The sequence below is a fragment of the Streptomyces sp. ATCC 21386 genome, assembly GCF_018728545.1.
Taxonomy (GTDB): domain Bacteria; phylum Actinomycetota; class Actinomycetes; order Streptomycetales; family Streptomycetaceae; genus Streptomyces.
Genome location: NZ_JAAVVL010000001.1, coordinates 7,211,130 through 7,227,178, shown reverse-complemented (window position 1 = coordinate 7,227,178; position 16,049 = coordinate 7,211,130). Strand labels below are relative to the sequence as shown.

The 16,049-nt window shown below is 71.2% G+C and carries 16 protein-coding genes; 9 read left to right on the top strand and 7 right to left on the bottom strand.

What is annotated here, in order from left to right:
- Nucleotides 1-80: 80 nt before the first annotated feature.
- Entirely contained in the window at nt 81-1,034 is a 954-nt protein-coding gene (locus GWK25_RS31090) for an ROK family glucokinase (protein ID WP_215454713.1), read from the top strand.
- A gap of 128 nt (nt 1,035-1,162) precedes the next feature.
- A complete protein-coding gene (locus GWK25_RS31085) occupies nt 1,163-1,918 on the top strand; it encodes an endonuclease/exonuclease/phosphatase family protein (protein ID WP_215454712.1) in 756 nt (251 codons plus the stop codon).
- Nucleotides 1,919-1,945: 27 nt separating this feature from the next.
- Here GWK25_RS31085 and GWK25_RS31080 read toward each other — a convergent pair whose 3' ends face one another.
- The 4 genes from GWK25_RS31080 to GWK25_RS31065 all read right to left on the bottom strand — a co-directional run bounded on the left by GWK25_RS31080 (nt 1,946) and on the right by GWK25_RS31065 (nt 5,453).
- Nucleotides 1,946-3,022 carry a CU044_5270 family protein gene (locus tag GWK25_RS31080; RefSeq protein WP_215454711.1) on the bottom strand — a complete coding sequence of 359 codons (1,077 nt, stop codon included), beginning with the start codon at nt 3,020-3,022 and terminating at the stop codon, nt 1,946-1,948.
- Entirely contained in the window at nt 3,015-3,638 is a 624-nt protein-coding gene (locus tag GWK25_RS31075; protein ID WP_215454709.1) for an RNA polymerase sigma factor, read from the bottom strand. The genes GWK25_RS31080 and GWK25_RS31075 overlap by 8 nt, the downstream gene beginning before the upstream one ends.
- Nucleotides 3,639-3,838: 200 nt before the next feature.
- Nucleotides 3,839-4,567, bottom strand: a complete 729-nt coding sequence (locus GWK25_RS31070) for a hypothetical protein (RefSeq protein WP_215454707.1) — start codon at nt 4,565-4,567, stop codon at nt 3,839-3,841.
- Nucleotides 4,560-5,453 carry a carboxylesterase gene (locus GWK25_RS31065; RefSeq protein WP_215454705.1) on the bottom strand — a complete coding sequence of 298 codons (894 nt, stop codon included), beginning with the start codon at nt 5,451-5,453 and terminating at the stop codon, nt 4,560-4,562. Before GWK25_RS31065 ends, GWK25_RS31070 begins: the two co-directional genes overlap by 8 nt.
- A 184-nt stretch (nt 5,454-5,637) precedes the next feature.
- Here GWK25_RS31065 and GWK25_RS31060 point away from each other — a divergent pair, with 184 nt between their 5' ends.
- The 4 genes from GWK25_RS31060 (at nt 5,638) to GWK25_RS31045 (ending at nt 9,762) form a co-directional block, all read left to right on the top strand.
- Nucleotides 5,638-6,453, top strand: a complete 816-nt coding sequence (locus GWK25_RS31060; protein WP_215454703.1) for a 1-acyl-sn-glycerol-3-phosphate acyltransferase — start codon at nt 5,638-5,640, stop codon at nt 6,451-6,453.
- 80 nt (nt 6,454-6,533) lie between these two features.
- The gene (gene macS, locus GWK25_RS31055; RefSeq protein WP_308404357.1) at nt 6,534-7,778 is read left to right on the top strand and encodes a MacS family sensor histidine kinase; all 1,245 of its coding nucleotides are present in this window, start codon (nt 6,534-6,536) and stop codon (nt 7,776-7,778) included.
- Nucleotides 7,779-7,921: 143 nt separating this feature from the next.
- The gene (locus GWK25_RS31050; RefSeq protein ID WP_215457725.1) at nt 7,922-8,569 is read left to right on the top strand and encodes a response regulator transcription factor; all 648 of its coding nucleotides are present in this window, start codon (nt 7,922-7,924) and stop codon (nt 8,567-8,569) included.
- 164 nt (nt 8,570-8,733) lie between these two features.
- Nucleotides 8,734-9,762: a 6-phosphofructokinase gene (locus tag GWK25_RS31045; RefSeq protein ID WP_215454701.1), complete on the top strand. Its 1,029-nt coding sequence runs from the start codon at nt 8,734-8,736 to the stop codon at nt 9,760-9,762.
- A 220-nt stretch (nt 9,763-9,982) separates the two neighbouring features.
- Here the strand turns inward: GWK25_RS31045 and GWK25_RS31040 are convergent, their stop codons facing one another.
- A complete protein-coding gene (locus GWK25_RS31040) occupies nt 9,983-11,860 on the bottom strand; it encodes an anthranilate synthase family protein (RefSeq protein WP_215457723.1) in 1,878 nt (625 codons plus the stop codon).
- A gap of 129 nt (nt 11,861-11,989) precedes the next feature.
- Nucleotides 11,990-12,046, bottom strand: coding sequence for a trp operon leader peptide (locus tag GWK25_RS44865; RefSeq protein WP_071528813.1), 57 nt, complete (start codon nt 12,044-12,046; stop codon nt 11,990-11,992).
- Nucleotides 12,047-12,116: 70 nt separating this feature from the next.
- On the opposite strand from GWK25_RS44865, the gene GWK25_RS43905 reads away from it, so the two are divergent.
- The 3 genes from GWK25_RS43905 to GWK25_RS31020 all read left to right on the top strand — a co-directional run bounded on the left by GWK25_RS43905 (nt 12,117) and on the right by GWK25_RS31020 (nt 15,498).
- Nucleotides 12,117-13,658, top strand: coding sequence for a hypothetical protein (locus GWK25_RS43905; RefSeq protein WP_308404356.1), 1,542 nt, complete (start codon nt 12,117-12,119; stop codon nt 13,656-13,658).
- 93 nt (nt 13,659-13,751) lie between these two features.
- Entirely contained in the window at nt 13,752-15,101 is a 1,350-nt protein-coding gene (locus GWK25_RS31025; protein ID WP_215454697.1) for a class II 3-deoxy-7-phosphoheptulonate synthase, read from the top strand.
- A 172-nt stretch (nt 15,102-15,273) separates the two neighbouring features.
- Complete coding sequence (locus GWK25_RS31020; RefSeq protein ID WP_215454694.1) at nt 15,274-15,498, top strand: bacterioferritin-associated ferredoxin; 225 nt, start codon at nt 15,274-15,276, stop codon at nt 15,496-15,498.
- A gap of 25 nt (nt 15,499-15,523) precedes the next feature.
- On the opposite strand, the gene bfr is transcribed toward GWK25_RS31020, so the two are convergent.
- A complete protein-coding gene (gene bfr, locus GWK25_RS31015) occupies nt 15,524-16,003 on the bottom strand; it encodes a bacterioferritin (RefSeq protein ID WP_215454692.1) in 480 nt (159 codons plus the stop codon).
- Nucleotides 16,004-16,049 lie beyond the last annotated feature (46 nt).

Genomic DNA, 16,049 nt, shown 5'->3' with positions numbered 1-16,049 from the left:
CCGGGCGGACGCCGGGAGTCCCGGGGCAGGGCCTCGGGTACGGTTGGCCGTAGCGGGGCTCGACCGAAACTGAGGGATTCATGGGACTCACCATCGGCGTCGACATCGGCGGTACCAAGATCGCGGCCGGTGTGGTCGACGAGGAAGGCAACATCCTCTCGACCCACAAGGTGCCGACCCCGGGCACGCCCGAGGGGATCGTGGACGCCATCGCCGCCGCCGTCGAGGGCGCGCGAGCCGGACACGAGATCGTCGGTGTCGGCATCGGCGCGGCCGGTTACGTCAACCGGCAGCGGTCGCAGGTCTACTTCGCCCCCAACATCGACTGGCGCAACGAGCCGCTCAAGGAGAAGGTCGAGGCCCGCGTGGGCCTGCCGGTCGTCGTGGAGAACGACGCCAACGCCGCCGCCTGGGGCGAGTACAAGTTCGGCGCGGGCAAGGGCCACCGCAACGTCATCTGCATCACCCTCGGCACCGGTCTGGGCGGCGGGATCATCATCGGCAACAAGCTGCGCCGCGGGCACTACGGCGTGGCCGCCGAGTTCGGTCACATCCGGATGGTCCCCGACGGTCTGCTCTGCGGCTGCGGCAGCCAGGGCTGCTGGGAGCAGTACGCCTCCGGCCGCGCCCTCGTCCGGTACGCCAAGCAGCGCGCCAACGCCACCCCGGAGAACGCGGAGCTCCTCCTCGGCCTCGGCGACGGCACCCCCGACGGCATCGAGGGCAAGCACATCTCCATGGCCGCCCGCCAGGGCGACCCCGTCGCGGTCGACTCCTACCGCGAACTCGCCCGCTGGGCCGGCGCCGGCCTCGCCGACCTCGCCTCTCTCTTCGACCCCTCCGCCTTCATCGTCGGCGGCGGCCTGTCGGACGAGGGCGAACTGGTCCTCGACCCCATCCGCAAGTCCTACAAGCGCTGGCTCGTGGGCGGCAACTGGCGCCCGGTCGCCGATGTCATCGCCGCTCAACTGGGCAACGAGGCGGGCCTGGTGGGCGCGGCGGACCTGGCGAGGGAACCCGACCCGATCATGTAGGCACCGGTCAGCGGCAGCCCCGTGCCCCTCTTGTCTTCAGGGGCGCGGGGAACCGCGCGGGAAACCATGACGCACCGGTAGTCGCAAACGGACAAATGCCCCGAGCTCCTGGGCGTATCTTGATCCATATGGTGACCACCCAGCTCCCCAACTCCCGCACCGACCCCGACGGTTCGGCCGTCATCCGCGTCCTCAGCTACAACATCCGCTCCATGCGTGACGACACGGACGCCCTCGCCCGAGTGATCACCGCCTGCGCCCCCGACCTGGTCCTGATCCAGGAAGCCCCCCGCTTCTTCCGCTGGCGCAAGAAGCTCGCCAGGCTCGCCGCCGCCTCCGGACTGGTCACCCTCTCCGGCGGGGCGACCGCCTCCGGGCCCGCGCTGCTGTGCGGCCTGCGCGCGACGGTCGAGCGCACCGAGGACGTCCTCCTGCCCCTCACCCCCGGCCTGCACCGACGCGGCTTCGCCACGGCGGTGGTCCGCTTCGGCCGCGCCCGCCTCGGCGTCCTGTCCTGCCACCTCTCCCTGCACAAGGACGAGCGGTACGAGCAGGGCGGCATGCTCCTGGACCGGCTGGCCGGACTGGGCGTGACCCACGCGGTCGCGGGCGGCGACCTCAACGAACGCCCGGACGGCCGCACCTTCCGCCGCCTCGCCGGAGAACTCCAGGACTGCTGGACCACCACCCCGTGGGGCGGCGAACACACCTCCACCCCCACCGACCCGCACCAGCGCATCGACGCGATCCTGGCCACGTCCGGCATCGAGGTCCTCGGCTGCGGCGTCCCCCTCGACCTCCCCGGCGTCACCGACGACGACCTGAGGGCGGCCACGGACCACCTGCCGGTCCTGGCCGCCCTCAGAGTCCCCGCCGAGGCCTAGGTCCTGTCCTGGAGGTGTCGCAAGCCCCTAGCCCGCTGCCGACGGGTACTGCTTGGCCCTGTCGACGATCGCCCAGCTGTCCAGGTACGAGAGCTGGGTGTACACCTTCATGTCCTTGCCGTCGCCCGAGGAACGCTCGTCCCGGAAGCCGAGGAAGGCGTACGTCACCGGGTCGAAGATGAAGAAGCTGCCGTAGCCGATGGTTCCCCCGGGCAGATCCGGGGCCTTGTAGGTGATGGCCACGCCGACCCGTCCCTTGGCGTCCTTCTGGTTCGGCACCGCCTTGACCCCCGGCACCATCCCGAGCGCCTCGTACGCCGCAGGGCGCAGTCCTTCGGGCATCACCGGGACCAGCTTGAGCAGCCCGGCGAGGCTGAAGTGGATGTGCATCCACTCCTCGTCGGAGATGTCGTCCAAGGAGGCGTTCTCCCCCTGGCCTCCGAAGGACTTCTTCTCGATCGCCAGGATCAACTGTTCCGGATCGGTCGGCAGCTGCCGCAGTTCGCTCCAGTCCTGCGGCGGCCACACGCTCTCGTTCTCCTTCAGCGGAGGCGCCCACCACCCCTTGCCGATCTCCATGACCCACGAGCGCTGTGAGCCGTCCACCGAGCGCCAGTTCTCGGAGACGTGGGTCTTCGTCGTCCCGGTCTTCTGGTTCGTCTCCTTGATGATCTCCTTGGAGTAGACGAACTGGTCGTCCCGAGGGCTGACCGGCTTCTCGTGCTGTCGCGCGTACGCGGCCGCCCCGTTGAGGACCGTCCGCGCGCTCACGTTCCGCATCGGCGGCAGGTCGGTGACTGGCGGCTGCGCGCTCCGGCCCCGGCCGTCGTCGCGGTCGTGCTGCACGGCGACCAGTACGCCGGCCGTGACGGCGGCGGCCACCACGCCGCTCAGCGCGATCCGCAGGACCGGGCGGCGGCGTACCGGCGAGGCGTTCCGGAGGATCGGCTTCCGTGCCCGGTCCGCGTCCGGCGCGGTGATCGTGGCGAGCAGCCGGGCCCGCCCGCGCCGCCGGGTCTCCTCGTCCAGCGGGGGCACCCCGGCGTCGTAGTCGGCGAGGTCCCGCAGGTCCCACAGGGCCCTCGGGTCGTGGATGTCACGCATGGGCGTCTGCCTCTCGGAAAGCGGTCGGGTCGGATCCGCCCAGTGCTTCGCGCAGCCTGCCGCGAGCCCGGTTCAGCCGCGATCTGATCGTGCCGACGGGCACGTCGAGGGCCTGGGCCGCCTCCTCGTAGTCGAGGCCGGCCCAGGCCACCAGCAGCACCACGTCGCGATGCCGGGCGGACAGCCCGGCGAGCGCCGCCGCCAGCTCCCGGCGCACCCCCGTGGCACCGGCCCTGGCGACCGCCCGGTCCGCGACCGGCTCCTCGTGTTCCACCGGCTCCGGCAGCCGGGCCAGTGCCCTGAACCGGCGCGCCTCCGCCCGCCGGTGCCGGCCGAGGACGTTGGTGGCGACACCGAACAGCCAGGGGCGGGCGTCGGGCCGCTGCAGGTCGTACGTGTGCCGCCGTTGGAACGCGATGGCGAAGGTCTCCGCCATCAGGTCCTCCGCCGCCTCGGGACCCAGCCGCCGCGCCGCGTAGCGGTGCACGGCGTCGGCATGGCGGTCGTAGAGGACGGCGAACAGCTCGGGCTCCTCCCGGGACCGCTCGATCACGCGGGCGTCGCTCTCCTCGCGATCCCCGGCGCGGGGGCCGAGTCCCGGTGGTCCGACGGACATCGGGGCTCCTCTCGTTCGTCCGAACGCTTCCAAGAAGGCTGGGCCCGTTCGGGGCGTGCACCCGTACTTCGCCGTTCACCGGAATCGAGTTCCATCCCGTCTCCTGGCGTCCGTGTCTTGGGATCCGGCGACGGCGAGGGCCCGCCCGGAACGTTCCCGGGCGGGCCCTCGTGCGCGACGCGACGTCGGCGGTGGTGGGGTCAGACGACCGCGCCCCGGCCCGGATCGTCGTCGTCCTCGTCGTCGCTCTGCATCCGCATCACCAGCGTGGCGAAGCCGCCCAGGAAGCCGCCGATGCCCAGGGTGGTGAGCCACCAGGTCATGTCCCAGCCGAGCAGCACCGCGAGCAGCAGCAGGACCGGACCGCCGATCACGCCCAGCCAGGCGAACTTGGCGGTCGCGTCGGCCTCCGGCAGCGGGGGCGGCTCGGGCGGCACGAAGTGGCCCTCGCCGTCCTCGTCGTCCTCGGAGTCCTCGTCGCCCGTGTCCTCGCCGACCGGGTCGGGCACGCTGTAGTCGCGCGGGCCCGCCCCGACACCGGGGGCGAACGCGACCGAGCTGCCGAGCGGCCTGGGGGCCGAGGGGCCCGCGGCGCCGTCGGGTGCCTTGTCCGCGGAGTCCTCCGGCTCGGCCTCCATCAGGGCCAGGTCCTCCACGGACCGGAACGGCTTGGCACCCGGCGGGTCCGGCGGCTCCTCGCCGAACCCGGCGACGATGGCCCGCCAGGCGGCGTCCTCGTCGAACGGCACGTGCTGCTCCTCGCCGGCGTGCTGCTCCTCGCTCGGCGCCTCGCCGGACGGGGCGCCCCCGGCGCCTCCGGCCGTGCCGCCCGCGGAGCCGCCCGAGGAGTCCCCCCGTGAGTCACCGGGGGAGGCGCCCAGGGGCGCTCCCTGCTCCTCCGGCTCACGCTCGGAGTCGTGCTCAGCCACCAGTGGCCGTCCCTTCCCTCTGCTCCAAGGATCCCGGACCGATCTGCTCCACGGACCCCGAATCAGACTGATGTACGGATTCCGCGTCGGACTTCTTCACATCCGCCGCCTCGGACTCCGCCGCACCCGGTCCGTCGAGGTCCTTCACCAGCCGGGTGACGAACGCGTGGCTCTCCTCGAAGATCCGGTCCGCGTCATGGTCCAACGTCGCGACGTGGTGGCTCTGTTCCAGCAGGATCTCCGTGACGTCCGTCGACGACACCCGGCCGAGGACGCGCTCGGAGTCGACGGGCGGCACCACATGGTCCCGTGGGCTGTGCAGAAGCAGCAACGGCTGGGTGACCTGGGGCAGTTCCCCGTCGACGAGGCGCAGGAAACGGCGCAGGGAGTGGGCCGCGTGCAGCGGCACATGGCTGTACCCCAGCTCCTCGACGCCCTCCTTGGCGATGTCGCTGGTGATGCCCTTCGTGGTGGGGACGAAGTGCCGGAGCAGGGGGAGGGCGTGCGCCGCCGGGCCGTGCACCTTGTTCGCCGGGTTGACGACCATCACGCCGGCGACCGTGTCCCCGTGCTTCGCGGCCAGCCGCAGCGCCAGGGCGCCGCCCATGGACAGCCCCGCGACGAAGACCCGTGTACAGCGCTCGCGCAGGGTCCGCAGCTCACGGTCCACCTCCGCGTACCAGTCCTGCCAGCCCGTCGGGCGCAGATCCTCCCAGCGGGTGCCGTGGCCCGGCAGCAGGGGCAGCGCGACGGTCAGCCCCCGCTCGGCGAGATATTCCGCCCAGGGACGCATGGACTGCGGTGACCCGGTGAATCCGTGGCAGAGGAGGACTCCCACCTCCCCGCCCTCGTGGTGGTACGGCTCGGCTCCAGGAAGGACCGGCACGGTTCGGTCTCCTGTTCATGAGAAGGGTGTGAAAGTCCGGATGTGGTTCACCGTACGCGACCGCACTGACACCGACCAGGGGCTTCGCTCGACACCGGGCGGACCTGTCGGACTCTTGCCCGGGCGTCCGGGTTAAGGTCTCATCCACGGATCACAGAGAGGCACTCGGTTGTTGTACGGCGCGATGAAGGTCGCTATCGGGGGACCGCTCAAGGTCACCTTCAGGCCCTGGGTGGAGGGCCTGGAGAACATTCCGGCCGAGGGCGCCGCGATCCTCGCGAGCAATCACCTCTCCTTCTCGGACTCGTTCTTCCTCCCCGCTGTCCTGGACCGCAAGGTCACGTTCATCGCGAAGGCCGAGTACTTCACCACCCCCGGCGTCAAGGGCAAGCTGACGGCCGCCTTCTTCAAGGGCGTCGGCCAGCTCCCGGTGGACCGCTCGGGCGCGCGCGGCGCGGGTGAGGCCGCGATCAGGAGCGGCATACAGGTCATCGAGAGCGGCGAACTGTTCGGCATCTACCCCGAGGGCACCCGCTCGCCCGACGGGCGGCTCTACCGGGGCAAGCCAGGCGGCCTGGCCCGTGTGGCCCTCGCCACCGGCGCGCCGGTCATCCCCGTCGCCATGATCGACACGGAGAAGATCCAGCCCCCGGGCAAGGTCCTGCCCAAGGTCATGCGCCCCGGCATCCGCATCGGCAAGCCCCTCGACTTCAGCCGCTACCAGGGCATGGAGCACGACCGCTTCGTCCTGCGGGCGCTGACCGACGAGGTCATGTACGAGATCATGAAGCTCTCCGGCCAGGAGTACGTCGACATGTACGCGACCGCCGCCAAACGGCAGATCGCGGACGCGGCCAAGGCCGAGAAGGAGGCCGACAAGGCCGCCCGGGCCGCCCTCGCCAGGGCCGAGAAGGAACAGGCCGCCAAGGAGCTGAGGGAACAGGCCGAGAAGGCCCGCGCGGACAAGGGCGGCGCGGGAGAGGACCGCCCGGCTTCGTGACCGCCGGGTTCCCCGGGTACGGTCGCGTTCCGGACGCGTAGGCGGGGCGCCCGGTGGCGGGTCAGCAAGGGGTGGGGGACGTGCCGAAGCTCGAGCGGGTCATGGCGATGTCGGTGGAGCAGCCGCTGTGGCGTGCCCTGACCGGCTACCGGGTCCTGACGATGATCTACGCCGTCGGGCTGTTCATCAGCGCGTACGACAAGTTCGAGCGCCCCTGGTTGGCCATCGCCTACTTCGTGGTGCTGGCCGGCTGGACGCTGTGCACCCTGCCCAAGGTCGCGGGCGCCGCCAGCTGTACCAAGCGGTTCCTCGCGGCCGACCTCACCATCGCGATCACCGGCATCCTGCTCACCCGGCTCGCCGACTCCACCGCGCGGATCGAGGCCGGCGGCCCCACGCTGCCGTCGATATGGACCGCCGGCGCCGTACTGGCCTTCGCCATCAAGGGCGGCTGGCGCTGGGCGGCCTTCGCCTCCACGCTCGTCGCCGTCGCCAATCTGATCCACCGCGGCGCCCCCACCCGGGACACCATCCACAACGTCCTGCTGGTCTGGGTCGCCTCCATCGCCATCGGCTACGTCGTCGAGGTCGCCCGCGCCTCCGAGCGCACCCTCGCCCGCGCCCTGGAGATCGAGGCCGCCACGCGCGAACGGGAGCGCCTGGCCCGGGACATCCACGACAGCGTGCTCCAGGTCCTCGCCATGGTCCAGCGGCGCGGCACCGCCCTCGGCGGCGAGGCGGCCGAGCTGGGCCGGATGGCGGGCGAGCAGGAGGTCGCGCTGCGCACTCTCGTCTCCGGCGGCCTGGTCCCCGTCTCCCGTGTCTCGGAGGACGCGGCCCAGGGAGCCCTCGTACACGCGGTGGACGAACCGGACCCGTCCGACGGCGCCGGGGATCCCGTGGACCTGCGGGCCCTGCTCGCTCCGTACGCCGGCGCGAAGGTCACCTTCTCCGAGCCCGGCGGCCCGGTGCCGCTCGCCCCGGCGGCGGCGCGGGAGCTGGCGGCGGCGGTCGGTGCCGCCCTGGACAATGTGCGCGAGCACGCGGGCGACGGGGCCCGGGCGTGGATCCTGGTCGAGGACTGGCCGGACGAGATCATCGTGACGGTGCGGGACGACGGCCCCGGCATCCCCGAGGGGCGGCTCGCCCAGGCCGAGGGCGAGGGGCGGCTCGGGGTGGCCCTCTCCATCCGGGGGCGGCTGCGCGACATCGGCGGCACGGCCGAGCTGATCTCGGTCCCGGGCCAGGGCACGGAAGTCGAACTGAAGGTACCCAAGGCCGCAGAGGGGCCGAAGGGCGTACGGGGGAAGGCGGAGAAGCGGTGACGGAGAACCTCGAAAGCGCGGCGAGCACGGCGGGCGCAGTGAGCGCGGCGGGCGTGGAAAGCGCGGCGAGCCTCGGTGGCGGCGGGTCGGCGGACGGAACGGCGCGGCCCGGCGGCGGCGATGGCGGTGGCCCGATCAGGGTCATGGTGGTCGACGACCACCCCATGTGGCGCGACGCCGTCGCCCGTGACCTGTCCGAGTCGGGCTTCGACGTGGTGGCGACGGCGGGCGACGGCGAGCAGGCGGTCCGGCGCGCGCACGCCGCCGCACCGGACGTCCTCGTCCTGGACCTGAACCTGCCCGCGAAGCCGGGCGTGCAGGTCTGCAAGGAACTCGTGGGGGCCGACCCCGCTCTGCGGGTCCTCGTGCTGTCCGCGAGCGGGGAGCACGCGGACGTCCTGGAGGCGGTGAAGTCCGGCGCGACCGGCTATCTGCTGAAGTCGGCGTCCACGGAGGAGCTGATCGACGCGGTACGCCGCACCGCCGCCGGCGATCCCGTCTTCACCCCCGGTCTCGCGGGCCTGGTGCTCGGCGAGTACCGCCGCCTCGCCTCCGAACCCGCCCCCGCGCCGGGCGCCGACGAGCCGAAGGCCCCGCAACTCACCGACCGCGAGACGGAGGTGCTGCGGCTCGTCGCCAAGGGGCTGAGCTACAAGCAGATCGCCGAGCGCCTCGTCATCTCGCACCGCACGGTCCAGAACCACGTCCAGAACACCCTCGGCAAGCTCCAGCTCCACAACCGGGTGGAGCTGGTCCGCTATGCCATAGAGCGTGGTCTCGACGACGAGTAAACGCCACGAATCACCCCTTAGAGTGATGGCGATTTGATCAACTACGATCAACTCCCCCTCAATCGGCCGTAATTCGCCGGAAATGGCTTCCCGCGCATGCCGAAGTGACCTGGATCACTATTAGCGTGACCTTCACCAGGCAACCGCGGCGAAGGGACATTTCCATGCGCGTCGGAGTACTGACCGGAGGCGGCGACTGCCCCGGGCTCAACGCCGTCATCCGGGGCGTCGTCCGCAAGGGCGTGCAGGAGTACGGCTACGACTTCGTCGGCTTCCGGGACGGCTGGCGGGGACCGCTCGAGAACGACACCGTCCGCCTCGACATCCCCGCCGTGCGCGGCATCCTGCCCCGCGGCGGCACGATCCTCGGCTCCTCGCGCACCAACCCGCTCAAGGAGGAGAACGGCATCCGCCGGATCAAGGAGAACCTCGTCAAGCAGGAGGTCGAGGCCCTTGTCGCCATCGGCGGCGAGGACACGCTCGGGGTGGCCGCGCGGCTGTCGGACGAGTACGGAGTGCCGTGCGTGGGCGTCCCCAAGACGATCGACAACGACCTCTCCGCCACGGACTACACCTTCGGCTTCGACACGGCGGTCGGCATCGCCACGGAGGCGATCGACCGCCTCCACACCACCGCCGAGTCGCACATGCGCGTCCTGGTCGTGGAGGTGATGGGCCGTCACGCCGGCTGGATCGCCATCCACTCCGGTCTCGCGGGCGGCGCCAACGTCATCCTCATCCCCGAACAGCGCTTCGACGTCGACAAGGTGTGCGCCTGGGTGACGTCCCGCTTCAAGGCTTCGTACGCGCCCATCGTGGTCGTCGCGGAGGGGGCCATGCCGAAGGACGGCGAGATGGTCCTCAAGGACGGTTCGCTCGACTCCTTCGGGCACGTCCGCCTCTCCGGTGTCGGCGAGTGGCTGGCCAAGGAGATCGAGAGGCGCACGGGCAAGGAGGCCCGCACGACCGTCCTCGGCCACGTCCAGCGCGGTGGGACGCCCTCGGCGTTCGACCGCTGGCTCGCCACGCGCTTCGGCCTCCACGCGATCGACGCCGTGCGCGACCGGGACTTCGGCAAGATGGTGGCGCTGCGTGGCACCGACATCGTCCGCGTCCCGATCGCCGACGCGACGGCCAAGTTGAAGACGGTGGATCCGAGTCTGTACGAGGAGGTCGGCGTCTTCTTCGGCTGAGGGCTCGCCTGAGGGGGGTGGGGGGTGCGGTCGAGTCGGCGGGTGCGGGTGGGTGGGGGCTGGTCGCGCAGTTCCCCGCGCCCCTGAAAAAGCGGGGCTGCGCCCCTGCTTTCTCGGCCCGAAAGGGCCGTAGGCCCTCAAGGGGCGCGGGGAACTGCGCGAGAAGCCCCACCGGGCCGCACCCGACCATGCACCCCGCACCCCACCCACCCCCCGGCCCCTAAACCGCCCGCAGCGACTGAACCCTTGCCACCAGCTCCCGCACCACACTCACCCCGTCCAGCGTCAGCACCGACTCCGGATGGAACTGCACCCCCGCGAACCCGGCCCCCCGCAACGCGTGCACCTCCCCGCTCTCACCACAGCTGACCTCGATCCCCCGGGCCGCCAGCTGCCCGGCGGTCTCGTCGTCGCACCGGGCCACGAAGCTGTTGTAGAACCCCACGGTCTCGGCCCGCCCGAACAGATCGATCTCCGTCTGCGCCCCCTGGTACGGGACCTCCTTGCGGACGATCCCCAGGCCCAGCTCCGCCGCGATCAGCTCGTGCCCGAGGCACACCCCGAGGACCCCGTACCGGTGCCCCCGCAACACCTCGGCGGTCAGCGACCGCAGGAACCGCATCTTGGGGTCGCCCCCGTCCGACGGGTCCCCGGGGCCGGGCCCCAGCACCACCACGCCCTCGTGCGCGAGCACACCCTCCCGCAGTCCCGGCTCGTCGTACCGCCGTACCGTCACCTCCAGCCCCGACGACCGCAGCAGATGCGCGAGCATCGCCGTGAAGGTGTCCTCGGCGTCGACGACGAGAGCGTGCCCGGTCAGCTCACCCGTCCGCTCCCGCATCCGCAGCCAGAACGGCGCCAGCGAGGCACGTCGCCCGTCCAGCGCGGCCCGCACCCGGGGATCCTCGGCCAGCCCCGGCAGCACCCGCTCCCGCTCCGGCCGGCCGGGCCGCACCCCCAGCGCCGCCAGCACTCCGGCCGCCTTCGCATGGGTCTCGGCGACCTCGCCCGCGGGGTCCGAGCCCCGGACCAGCGTGGCCCCGACCGGCACCTTCAGCCGCCCGTCCGCCGCGATGTCGGCCGTACGGATCAGGATCGGCGAGTCCAGGGTCTGCGCACCGCCCGCGTCCCGCCCCAGCAGCGCCAGGGCGCCGGCGTAGTACCCGCGCCCGACACCGTCCCGCCCGAGGGGCTCGTACCGCTCGATCACCCGGCACGCGTTCTGCACCGGCGAGCCGGTGACCGTCGCGGCGAACATCGTCTCCCGCAGCACCTCCCGCACATCCAGCGAGGACCGCCCGCGCAGCTCGTACTCGGTGTGCGCCAGGTGCGCCATCTCCTTCAGCCGGGGTCCGACCACGACCCCGCCCATGTCGCCGACCGTGCACATCATCTTGAGCTCCTCGTCGACGACCATCGACAGCTCCTCGATCTCCTTGCCGTCGCCGAGGAAGGCCAGCAGGTCCTCCGGGGTGGGGCCCCCGGCCGGATAGCGGTAGGTCCCGCTGATCGGGTTCATCACCACCGTTCCGCCGGACATCCGCACATGCACCTCGGGGCTGGCACCCACCAACGTGCGCTCCCCGGTGTGCACCACGAACGTCCAGTACGCCCCCCGCTCGCCCTCCAGCAGCCGCCGGAACAGCGCGAGCGCGTCGGCGCGGCCGAAGCCGGGGACCGTGCCCTCGTAGGTCCGCCGGATCACGAAGTTGGCGCCCTCGCCCCGCCCGATCTCCTCGCGCAGCACCCGGCCGACGATCTCCGCGTACTCCTCGTCGCCCACGTCGAAGCCACCGCCCTCGACCCGGACGTCATGCGCGGGCAGCTCCGCGAGCGCCCGCTCCAGCGGCAGCTCGTACGACTCCTGCGGCACCAGCACCGACAGCGGCGTCCCGTCGTCGCGGACGTCGAAACCGCGCTCGCGGATCTGCCGGAAGGGAACGAGGGCCAGCCCCTCGTCGGGAAGGTCGGCGAGACGCTCGCACGTCGTCACCGGGCCGATCAGCAGCTCCACCGTGTCCTGGTCGTGCAGGCCGGGGGTGCGGCGTCGCAGCAGGGCGAACGGGCGGTCGTCGGACAGCAGCCGGGTCAGGTCCATGGGTTCCTCTTCCCTGGGGATCACCGTCGTCGCGGTGATCGTGATCGTGATCAGGGAGGAGCGGCCGGGCCCTGGAAACACCGAAGGCCGCCCCTCGGGCGGCCTTCGCGAAGTCTTGCGTACGCGCAGTCAGTGGGCCGCCGGATGAGCGGTCCACCACCAGTTCTGGGTCGAGTGCGCGAACATGCGCCGCACCCTACCGGAGAAACCCGGAAACTCACATGATCGACACCTGGTGGTCGGCTTAGGATCACGCGTGCCCCACATACCGAGAACGCGACTCCTGGCCCTCGTGACGGCGACGGCCGCCTTGCTCGCCGGGCTGACCGGACATCCCGCGACGGCCGCGGACACGCCGACCACGACCCGGCTGACGCTCACCGGCGACCTGTTCAGGATGACCGACACGAGCACCGCGACGGCCGCCACCACCCTCGCCGACCGGCTGGCCGACGCCGACCTCGACGACGTCGTCACCACCGAGTACACGACGGACTCCGCCGGAGCGCCCGATCCCGGCATGAACCTGGGCTCCATGCGCGCCTGCACCGGCGACGAGACCAAGGCGCTGCCGCCGGTGGAGCGCAAGATCGCCTGGTGCTGGTCCTCCGCGCTCGGCGACGACACCACCCCCCGCTGGTGGCCCCAGGGCATGAGCACGACCGGCACGGCCGACGGCGCCGACGGCGCGATCCAGGGCAGGAGCGTCACGGCGGTCGCCTGGCACTACAAGACCTTCAGGACCGACCCCGCGGGCACGGTCGAGGCGGCCGACAGGTGCCGCACCAACAACCTGCTCAGGCTCTCCCTCATCGACCGCGACACACTCAAGTACCGCCACGTGCTGCTCGTCGAGCCGACCTCGGGCGGCCAGAACTTCAAGTTCGTCACCGGCCACGGCGGCGGCATCGTCTGGTACGCCAACCACCTCTACGTCACCGACACCACCGGCGGCATCCGTGTCTTCGACGTCAACAAGCTGAGCAAGGTCGACACCTACGGCTCCGGCCTCGACACGTACGGCATCGACGGCGTCTCCGGCCGGTCGAGTGCCTGCGGCCTTCCCTACGTCCTGCCGCAGACCCACTACTACCGGCAGGCCTCCCCGCCGCCCTCCGGCGGCTGCGACAACGACGCCGTCGACGGGGCCCCCGACCCCGACTCGCTCTGCTACTCGTGGCTCTCCCTCGACAAGACCGGCGGCGGCCCGTACAAGCTGGTCGCCGGCGAGTGGTACGGCGGCGTCGCGGGCGCCAGGATCGTGCGCTACCAGCTCAATCCGACCAGCGCCTCCGCCTATCCGGGGCTGCTGAACATGTCCGGCGGCAGAACGGTGATCCACGACGCGTACGCCGCTACCCGCTACGCCGGCCTCCAGGGCGGCATGACCTGGACCGACGACAGCGGGCTGCTGAACTTCGCCTTCCACAAGGGCTGCGCCCTCCAGCCCGCCGTGTTCTCCCGCACCTGGGCCGGCGACACCCGCGCCCCGACGGCCTGCAACGTCACGGTCGGCGGACGGCCCCACGCGAGCGGCAACTGGGCGGTCGGCACACCGCAGGCGCTGAGCCACTGGCCGAGGCTCGGCACGGCACGCGTGGACGAGTTGTGGGGACTCACCGAACACATCTGCGCCGGCACCGCCCTGCGGGCGAGCTTCCCCCACGAGTTCGAGGCCGTCGAGGAGGCCGACGAGCGGCGGAACGCCTGCGACGGCTACCAGGGCGAGGCCAACCTCTCCCTGCGCACGGTCTTCGCCGTCGGCTTCGACGACCCGGCGGTCATGGATCTCCACTGAGGCGCCCGCGGACCCCGCTCAGATCGAGCGGGGTCCGTCTCACTTGATGAGCAAGGGGATGGACGCCCGACATGACCCCGTAATGTGGACGTCGTGACCGTGAACGCTAAGTCCAGCGCGAGCGCTGGCAACACCTGGCGAGACCTGCCCGCGGCGCAGCAGCCCGAGTACCCCGACACCGAGGCTCTGCGCGCAGTCGTTGCGGAGCTCGAGTCGTATCCGCCGCTCGTCTTCGCGGGCGAGTGCGACCAGCTGCGCGCCCGGATGGCGTCCGTCGCCAAGGGAGAGGCGTTCCTCCTCCAGGGCGGCGACTGCGCCGAGGCCTTCGACGCCGTGTCGGCCGACCACATCCGCAACAAGCTGAAGACACTGCTCCAGATGGGTGCCGTCCTCACGTACGCGGCCTCCGTGCCGGTCGTGAAGGTCGGCCGCATCGCCGGGCAGTACTCCAAGCCCCGCTCCAAGGGCACCGAGACCCGCGACGGTGTGACCCTGCCGACCTACCGCGGCGACTCCGTCAACGGCTTCGACTTCAGCGAGGCCGCCCGCGTCCCGGACCCCGAGCGCCTGAAGCGGATGTACAACGCCTCCGCCTCCACGCTCAACCTGGTGCGCGCCTTCACCACCGGCGGCTACGCCGACCTGCGCCAGGTGCACGCCTGGAACCAGGACTTCGTGAAGTCGTCCCCGTCCGGCCAGCGCTACGAGCAGCTCGCCCGCGAGATCGACCAGGCGCTGAACTTCATGCACGCCTGCGGGGCCGATCCGGAGGAGTTCCGCACCGTCGAGTTCTTCTCCTCGCACGAGGCGCTGTTGCTCGACTACGAGTCGGCGCTGACCCGCGTGGACTCGCGGACGGGCCGGCTGTACGACGTCTCGGCGCACATGGTGTGGATCGGTGAGCGCACCCGGCAGCTGGACCACGCGCACATCGAGTTCGCCTCGAAGATCCGCAACCCGATCGGGATCAAGCTCGGCCCGACGACCACGGCCGAGGAGGCGCTGCAGTACATCGAGCGTCTCGACCCGGACCGCGAGCCCGGCCGCCTCACCTTCATCGTGCGCATGGGCGCGGACAAGGTCCGCGACAAGCTGCCCGAGCTGGTCGAGAAGGTCACCGCGTCCGGTGCCACCGTGGCCTGGGTGACCGACCCGATGCACGGCAACACCTTCGAGGCCGCCTCCGGCCACAAGACCCGCCGCTTCGACGACGTGCTCGACGAGGTCAAGGGCTTCTTCGAGGTCCACAAGGGTCTGGGCACCCACCCGGGCGGCATCCACGTGGAGCTCACCGGCGACGACGTCACCGAGTGCGTGGGCGGCGGCGACGAGATCTTCGTCGACGACCTGCACCAGCGCTACGAGACCGCGTGCGACCCCCGGCTCAACCGCAGCCAGTCGCTGGACCTGGCCTTCCTGGTCGCGGAGCTGTACCGGGACTAGTAGCAGATCAACAGTGGATGTGCCCGTTACACGGGCATGACGTGGGGCGCGGATCACATACGATCCGCGCCCCACTCCACTTTTGCGGTTCCGGCCCGCCGGGTAAGGTTAGGTTAGCCTCACCGATCATCGGGACGGCGTCACCCATCGATCCCGGCGGGAGGTGAACCGCGTGTTCGTCTGCAGTTGCTTCGGCGTCACCGAGCAGCAGGTCAAGAAGCATGCGGCGGACGGCGCCTGCACTCCTCGCCAGATAGCGTCCGCCTGCAAGGCGGGCACGGACTGCGGCTCCTGCGTCCGGCGGATCCAGGCGATCCTCGGCCGGGGCGCGTGCCCGCGCCGTGAGTCGGCCGACCAGGGCGAGTCGGTCTTCACCGAGCTCGACGAAGCGGCCTGACCCGGTTCCCGGGCTGTCGCCCGGCTCAGCTCTCGGGCTGTTCGATCAGCTGCGCGATGTAGAGCGCCTCACCGAGCTTCTCCAGCAGCTCCAGCTGGGTGTCCAGGTAGTCGATGTGGTGCTCCTCGTCCGCGAGGATCGACTCGAAGATGTTCGCCGAGGTGATGTCGCCCTTGTTGCGCATCACCTCGATGCCGCGCTTGAGGCGGTCGATCGCCTCGACCTCGATCATCCGGTCGGCCTCGAACATCTCCTTGACCGTCTGGCCCACCCGGACGTGGAACAGCCGCTGGTAGTTCGGCAGCCCGTCCAGGAACAGGATCCGGTCGGTGAGCACCTCCGCGTGCTTCATCTCGTCGAACGACTCGTGACGCGTGTACTTCGCGAGCTTCGTCCAGCCGAAGTTCTCCTGCATCTTCGCGTGCAGGAAGTACTGGTTGATCGCGGTGAGCTCCGCGGTCAGCTGCTCGTTGAGGAATTCGATGACCTCGGGGTCGCCCTGCATCGCAGAGGCTCCTTCCAAGCGGGGAACTGGGGAGGTTGCGCCGCGA

Bases quoted from the DNA above. Each gene is read 5' to 3' on its own strand.
- GWK25_RS31080 (WP_215454711.1), bottom strand. From the start codon at position 3,022: ATGCGTGACATCCACGACCCGAGGGCCCTGTGGGACCTGCGGGACCTC.
- GWK25_RS31090 (WP_215454713.1), top strand. From the start codon at position 81: ATGGGACTCACCATCGGCGTCGACATCGGCGGTACCAAGATCGCGGCC.
- GWK25_RS31045 (WP_215454701.1), top strand. From the start codon at position 8,734: ATGCGCGTCGGAGTACTGACCGGAGGCGGCGACTGCCCCGGGCTCAAC.
- bfr (WP_215454692.1), bottom strand. From the start codon at position 16,003: ATGCAGGGCGACCCCGAGGTCATCGAATTCCTCAACGAGCAGCTGACC.
- GWK25_RS31040 (WP_215457723.1), bottom strand. From the start codon at position 11,860: ATGGACCTGACCCGGCTGCTGTCCGACGACCGCCCGTTCGCCCTGCTG.
- GWK25_RS31075 (WP_215454709.1), bottom strand. From the start codon at position 3,638: ATGTCCGTCGGACCACCGGGACTCGGCCCCCGCGCCGGGGATCGCGAG.
- GWK25_RS31085 (WP_215454712.1), top strand. From the start codon at position 1,163: ATGGTGACCACCCAGCTCCCCAACTCCCGCACCGACCCCGACGGTTCG.
- GWK25_RS31050 (WP_215457725.1), top strand. From the start codon at position 7,922: ATGGTGGTCGACGACCACCCCATGTGGCGCGACGCCGTCGCCCGTGAC.
- GWK25_RS31060 (WP_215454703.1), top strand. From the start codon at position 5,638: ATGAAGGTCGCTATCGGGGGACCGCTCAAGGTCACCTTCAGGCCCTGG.